The sequence below is a fragment of the Endozoicomonas sp. SESOKO4 genome (assembly GCF_024606275.1).
Genome location: NZ_JAHHPS010000518.1, coordinates 1 through 6,400 on the forward strand (window position 1 = coordinate 1; position 6,400 = coordinate 6,400).

Sequence of the window (6,400 nt, forward strand, 5' to 3'; positions counted from 1 at the left end):
CCGGGTCCAGCAGATCGTTAAATTTGGGCAGATCCTCGCTGGTGAGCTTGCGGATATCGATCACCAGGGTTAATGGCTGTGGACTTTCAAACAGCTTGCCCGCTAGCAGAGTGTGGCGACCATCGTCAGCAATGTTCAACCGGCTCACCAGATTAGCCTGTGAGAGGTCATCGGGGTGGGAGATAAGTGTGACATCACGATTTTCGTCGATGGTCTGGGTCACTAGCAGCTGTCGAACCTCATCATCGCTGGCGACAAAACGAAAATCGAAGGAATTAGAGGTCTTACGGAACGAGGTATCTGTTGGGGATACGGTTCTCGCTTTGTCAGGAAAGGTAATCTGAGGAAACGATCTATTGAATTCGGTAGTGACATCAGAGCAGATGTCTACCTTTGACAATGAATCCAGCTTTGCTCTCTTCCTCGCTGGCACGTTATTATTTAGCTGTCCACTATCAAGAACGCGTTTGCTTTTTTCCACACCAATATGACCATCCATAGTCAATCTCTCTCCTTACATTCGAAAAACTGCATTAAAACTGCTTGATCGTTTGACCTTAAAATCAGGTTGAAGTTCCTTTTAGACATAGGTTGCTAGGGGGCTAGTTGGTTAGTTAGATACTTATTGCCGAAAGAGTATTTCTCAGTACGCTTGATTAATAGCTAATCCATTACTACTTTTGGAGGCAGTTAATTGAATAATTAAAGAATGCTGTGAATAACTTTTAGTACTGTAATGTGTACAAAAGTACCACTTATTAATAATTGGAGTGTTCAATTGTAGGTCTTGAGCATGCTCTTTAACAGACATAGCGACAGGGATTACTGAAGAGGCATTATACGAATTATTAAATTTTAAAAAATGACTAAAAATGGAACTTTCTTACTATGAAATTATTGATGTTTTTTTGCTGCTTGTTTCTGAATGCTTCGCACGTGCTAGCTTTTGGCTCACTTTCTCATGATAATCATCATAAAGTCTTAACTCCGGCGCTTAATGGGAAGTCTTTTTCTCAAATGCTTCCTATTGAAAAAAATAGTGCTGATAAAATGTTAGTTGATGCTTTTAAGGAAAAAGAAATAGCGATTTTTAAAGGCTGGAAAGACCCCTTTCTTGAAAGTAGAACAAACAAAGTGACAAAAGAGTTCCAGGAACTCGATTACAAAAAGAATACAGGTGTGTCTAAAAAAGAAAAGGATAATTTCTACCAGCCAGGCCATGAAAAAAATGAGGATGACAATAGCGCATCTGTCTTGAATGTTTTTTTACCTTTATTACTCGGTACTGCTAACAATGTTTTTTTGAAAGTTGATACAAGTGACATACACGGAATTATCAGCCTCGGTAATTCAAAAAAAGAGGGAGCAGCGAGTGAAAGAGGTGATAGGGTACCTGAACAAAATAGTGAACAGGCCAGGGGGCAAAACCAACAGGCATCATCGCGGGTGAAATCTGGAAAGCGCAAGAGAGATAAGGATGCAGAGCTTAACTTTGATGTATCGGACTTGTCACCTCAGGAGGCAGCCGGGCATTTTTTAGATACTGTTAATACACTGGCCAGGGAGCATGATTTATCCATCGAAAGAGTCATCGGACATAAGAAGTGGAAGAGAAAAGGTTTTTTGCGTTTTTATACTGATTACGCCACTACCAAAAATAATGTTAAACAAATATTTGTAGATTTTATATTATTCACGGAAGGATTGTTAAGAGATCAGAAATTTATTTATAGTGACGAGGCAGATAAGTATCGTTCTGGCCAAACAATTAGTAAAGAACGAGTCGAAATAATAGATTCAGTATTGTCAGAGATATTTGCTCATCGACAAATTGAGGTGTCAAATAGATATGATAAAAATTATTATCTTGGAGAGTTATTGTCCGATTACCTTTATGAGAACTTCAAGGGCTATGACGATAGTAGGGACTATCGATTAGTTGGGCATAAGACATTTCAATTCTTTGAAAGGATTCTTTTTGGAGATGGCTATTTTTCAGAATATGATCAGTTTATGAGATTTATCGATCGCTACAAGAAAGAACTGTTTGATGAGATAAGAAAGAATACTGTTGAATGTAATGAGTGCAAGAATGCCATTATTGCTGCCCTGAGAATTAATGATGAACTTAGAATGACTTTTAATAAAGAAGTCATGGCATCGAAATTTGAAAGACGCTGGTTAGATGCTCTTCATGATATGTTTGAAGAAAAGCCAGATGCAGCTGGACAGAGTATTCCACTTAACAACTCTATTGATCTCAAATTTGGTGAAGAGTTGGAATATGATTTGATTTCTAAAGCTGAACAATGGGGTGGGCCAAGTTACTATTATCTTGAGATAGTAAGAGCTCATATGGAAAGATTAGGAGCAAATGAGGCAAGCTGTGATTCTGGAAGCTTTACTTTTGATGGACACTTCTATGTGACTCCTTTTTTAGATTATAGGAAATGGCTTGAGTTTAATTGTACGCCTTACCATGATGGTGACGCCGATGCGAACAATGCTTTAGAAAAAGTTTTTGAATTGGTTGACTCAATGATTAAAGATGAACTCATAGATCATGCTTCTGGCCACAAACATGTTGATGCGCTCTCTGCTACGCACGGTAACCCCGCTGTTCTTCTGGAATTACAGAGGGAGATTGAGAGCAATTCTTATCTACTCAGGGCATTCGGTAATAATGATCGAATTGTTAAGGATAATGAAAGTCAATGGTATAAATTGTTTTCTGATTATTCTGATATGAGAGAGTTAGCCATTGAACGGATAAATTGGATGATTGCCACGTATAACGAAAAGTTGGCTGCTTTCAATTATGAAGTCGTGAATGGCGATTGGCTAACGGATTCAGAAAAATTGGATAAGCTTAAACAGTTTGCAAAAATATATAGTCATTTTGTGCAAATGACCCCTTTGCAACAGATGTTCGGTGCAGCGGGTAATATGATGTTAGAAAAATATATGGCTATATCTTTGATGCATATTCCGGGATCCGAGGTGATCGATCCTTATGCCACAATAGAGTTTCGCTTTTTCCGTTGTCCTGAAAATATGCAGGAATTGAAACTGATTAATCAGTTTTTACAAGCCTGGTTCGAATATATCCATGACCGTCGAATGCGAAATGAGCCGATTGAGGTTGTACCTCATGGCGTCAAAGCCAGTGAAGATTATACTGCTGAAGAAGTTGTTCATCATACTATTCAATACTTGCAGAAACTGGGACTGAACCCCGATGACTATCAGAGCTTCCTGAATAAAGTATCAAAAGGATTTAGCAAACTTTGAACACAGCAGGGGCTGCTGCTTCACCTGTGTTGTAGAGGCAGGATCATTTTTTCTTATATCAGATGCAGCTTCCCCTAACCCCGTTGTTTATTACGTGCAGGGAGCACAAAGCTCCTTTTACGCAGATCACGGATGGGCAAAGGCACTTCAGGAGGCTCTCTAAGAAAAGGGTAACCAAAAGGAACCCGAAGCTTGCTCGCCAGCTTCTGAGCCAGGGCATAAATGGACCGATTTTTGCCCTGCTCCCACTCAGCAGCTTTTCGGGCTTCTGTTTTAGCTTTCCCGCCAGATCCGCAGGAGCCATCCCGATACGTTCTCGCGCCCAGTGGACAATCTACAGATTGATCATGGCTTCGTTCATTATTGGCGTCTATCGTGTAATGTTCGGAATGGTATCATTGTCGGAACCGCACCAGAGCCATCTTAAGTACTATAGCCTCCCAGTATCTATATTAGGTATCTTTGAATGGGTCATGGGGTGGAAGTTGTTGAGTATAAAAACGGGTATACCTTTCTTATGGTTGGCCTGGCTATTTCTGGCCGTATTCTGTGCGTGTTCTACTGATTTGTCCGGCGATACCATTCCAGATAGCTCATCTTATTGTCCACAATTGTCTGTTCCCGGTGTCTCTGTCAGTTTTCCGTTAAACCTTGAAGATGTGGGGGCAGCGGCAGTTGTGCAGCTGGCAGTATCGTCTGCAATCGTGATATCAGCGTTAGTTTGTCAGGGTTCTGCCGCGTCGTGTAGTCCGGTTATCTATCCTGTTATGCAGGTTTACGGTATTTCGGCTGGTCTGCTGAACCGTTTTCTCTTGATTGATGCCTTACGGCAATGGGCTTCGTGGCTTGTATTTTCCGGTTCGCAGTGGAACCCCGTGAGAATACCCGATTCTGCCACTGCTGAGGCTGGAACCTTCAATCCGGTGCTTGGCTACCTGACTCTGGCAGAAGCTGATCCAAACTATCGGATACAGCAAGATGATTTTGCCAGCCTGCACAGTCTTGTGGCCTATGTTACTGAGCTTAATAAGCAGCTTGCACCCGGTCAGTCGGTCGTGAAAAGTCGTGATGGAAAAGCGGAACTGCAGGTTGTGCAACAGGATTCAACTACAACTGTATTCTCGGTCATTCTGCCAAACAGTGACAACACAACCAGCACTTACCAGGTGGGGAGTAATCAAGGCATTTTCTGGATAAAAAAATTCAATGACATTAACGTTGAGCGTTATCAACAGATTGTCTGGAGCGAACCGAAAGAAGGAAGTACCACTACTTGTTTAACTGTCCAGCTTATTGCTCCAGAGAAGGCAAATGAGTCTGGGTTGCAAATTGCATTGACGGTGCCATCCTGGCTGACTCATCGGCTTCTGGCAGCCAGCTCTGCAAAGACCACAGCCGGGTTCAGCCGGTTGTTTCTGAATTGGTATTGGTCTGCTTATATCATGTCTGAACCGATGAAGGCTTTGATGCTCCGGCCATATCAAGAATTGGGCTTGCAAGGACTGACTCCTGTGGTTCCTGCCTGCTACTCTGACAATCAGCATTGTTTTGGTTGGATGACCATGCAAGCTTTCTCTGCTGGTCCTCTTCCACAGTCGTATATATTGGGTCCAGCTGCGGAGGAAAACAGGTTTTCCAGCAGCGGAGAAAGCTTCACTCTCAACAAAAGTGACGAAAGGGAGCCAGAGGGTTCCGGGGAGGATGAGGGCGAGGGGGCAGAAGGTGAAAAAGATAAGGACAAAGGTGCAGGCTCCCCATTTTCTGAAAAGTCCGGTTTGTCTCCCGTCGTATCACCAGAGAGTCTACTGTGGCAGGCAACAAAGCAGTTTTTTTTAAACAGTGGATTGAGTGTGGGGCAGTCACCCGAAGCCGCTCTTCAGGATGCCTACGACTTAATGCGCAAGCTAAGCCATGCAGGCATGCTGCAGGTTTTGCCTGTTGAAGATCGTCAGCAGACGGAAGAGTGGGCAATGGTTGTGAGTAAGCGTCTTGCTCGTTATATCAATCACTCCATGAGCCCTGCAGGTGATACAGATCCACCTGCTTTTTCTGATCACTGTCGCAGCAGTGATGATGAGTACATTGTGCCCATGACGCAAGTTATGTTTAATCGTGTCGTTGATAGCTCTGATAAATATGGTCAGTTTGCTCAGACTATTATTAATTTGCGCGATGGCCTCAAGGATATTATCGAAGCCTTTTGTGTAGAGAAAAAAACGGGTAGCTGCCTGTATGGAGGAGAGTCTGTAAGAGCGTACATAACCAAACACGGGTTTGGACATCAGCTTAAATTCAAGGATAACGAGCCTGTGACGAATGATATTGATGTTCTGATGGCGTACGACAAAGTAGATGATTTAAAACAGTGGCTGGATACAAAACTGGATGGTTTTAAAGTATCAGAACCCCGCCAAAAAATGTTGTTTTCTTTCCCCGGGCAGGGGCCTGATCCTGAAGCCTATAACCTGTTTGTGTTTGATTTTACGGTTGAAGGCGGGTCAATAAACGCCTACCTCCCAAGCCTGGATGTCGCTATGGCGCTTACCGGGTCACAGGCCACTTTCCAGTCCGAGGAACTGGTTATTTATGAGAGCATCGTCAGGGGGCTAAACGGTGATGCGGCTAAGCGCGATACCTCTATTCGGAAGCAGGGCAAACATTGGCATCGTGCCCTCTATTTGAAAACGGTTTTCTCAAAGAATTATTTCTTCAGCATGCTTTTAGACGACATAGATCGGCGGTCAGGTGAATTACCATTACAGCCAAATCACAGAAGTACTCATTTCAAGTCAGCCAGGATTGAAGTGATGAAGGAGCGCATTGATGAACTGACCCGTGAATTAAATAATAAGGAACAAGAGTTAATGCTTTCGAAACAAAAAGTTTTGGATGCTTTAAAAGCTAATGAAATCAGCCTTGCCAAAAAGGAAGAGCAACGAAACCAATTTTTTCATGAATTTGAGAAAAAGCTGTCGAGGAAAGATAAAGAGATAGCTGACAGGCGGTCTGCTAATAAGAGAATGGGTGAAAAAATTGCGTCATTAAATAAGCTGGCTAAAAGCTATGAGGAAAAAAATGTAAGTCTTGATAAGGAACTAAAAAGTCTGGA

3 protein-coding genes are annotated in these 6,400 nt (G+C 42.5%); 2 read left to right on the forward strand and 1 reads right to left on the reverse strand.

Going from position 1 to position 6,400, the window contains the following annotated elements; genetic code table 11:
* A partial coding sequence (locus tag KDK16_RS10105; protein WP_257275938.1) for a hypothetical protein occupies window positions 1-499 on the reverse strand: 499 nt, incomplete at its 3' end.
* Window positions 500-936: 437 nt separating this feature from the next.
* Here KDK16_RS10105 and KDK16_RS10110 point away from each other — a divergent pair.
* Complete coding sequence (locus tag KDK16_RS10110; RefSeq protein WP_257275939.1) at window positions 937-3,291, forward strand: hypothetical protein; 2,355 nt, start codon at window positions 937-939, stop codon at window positions 3,289-3,291.
* Between the two features lie 347 nt (window positions 3,292-3,638).
* A partial coding sequence (locus tag KDK16_RS10115) for a hypothetical protein (protein WP_257275940.1) occupies window positions 3,639-6,400 on the forward strand: 2,762 nt, incomplete at its 3' end.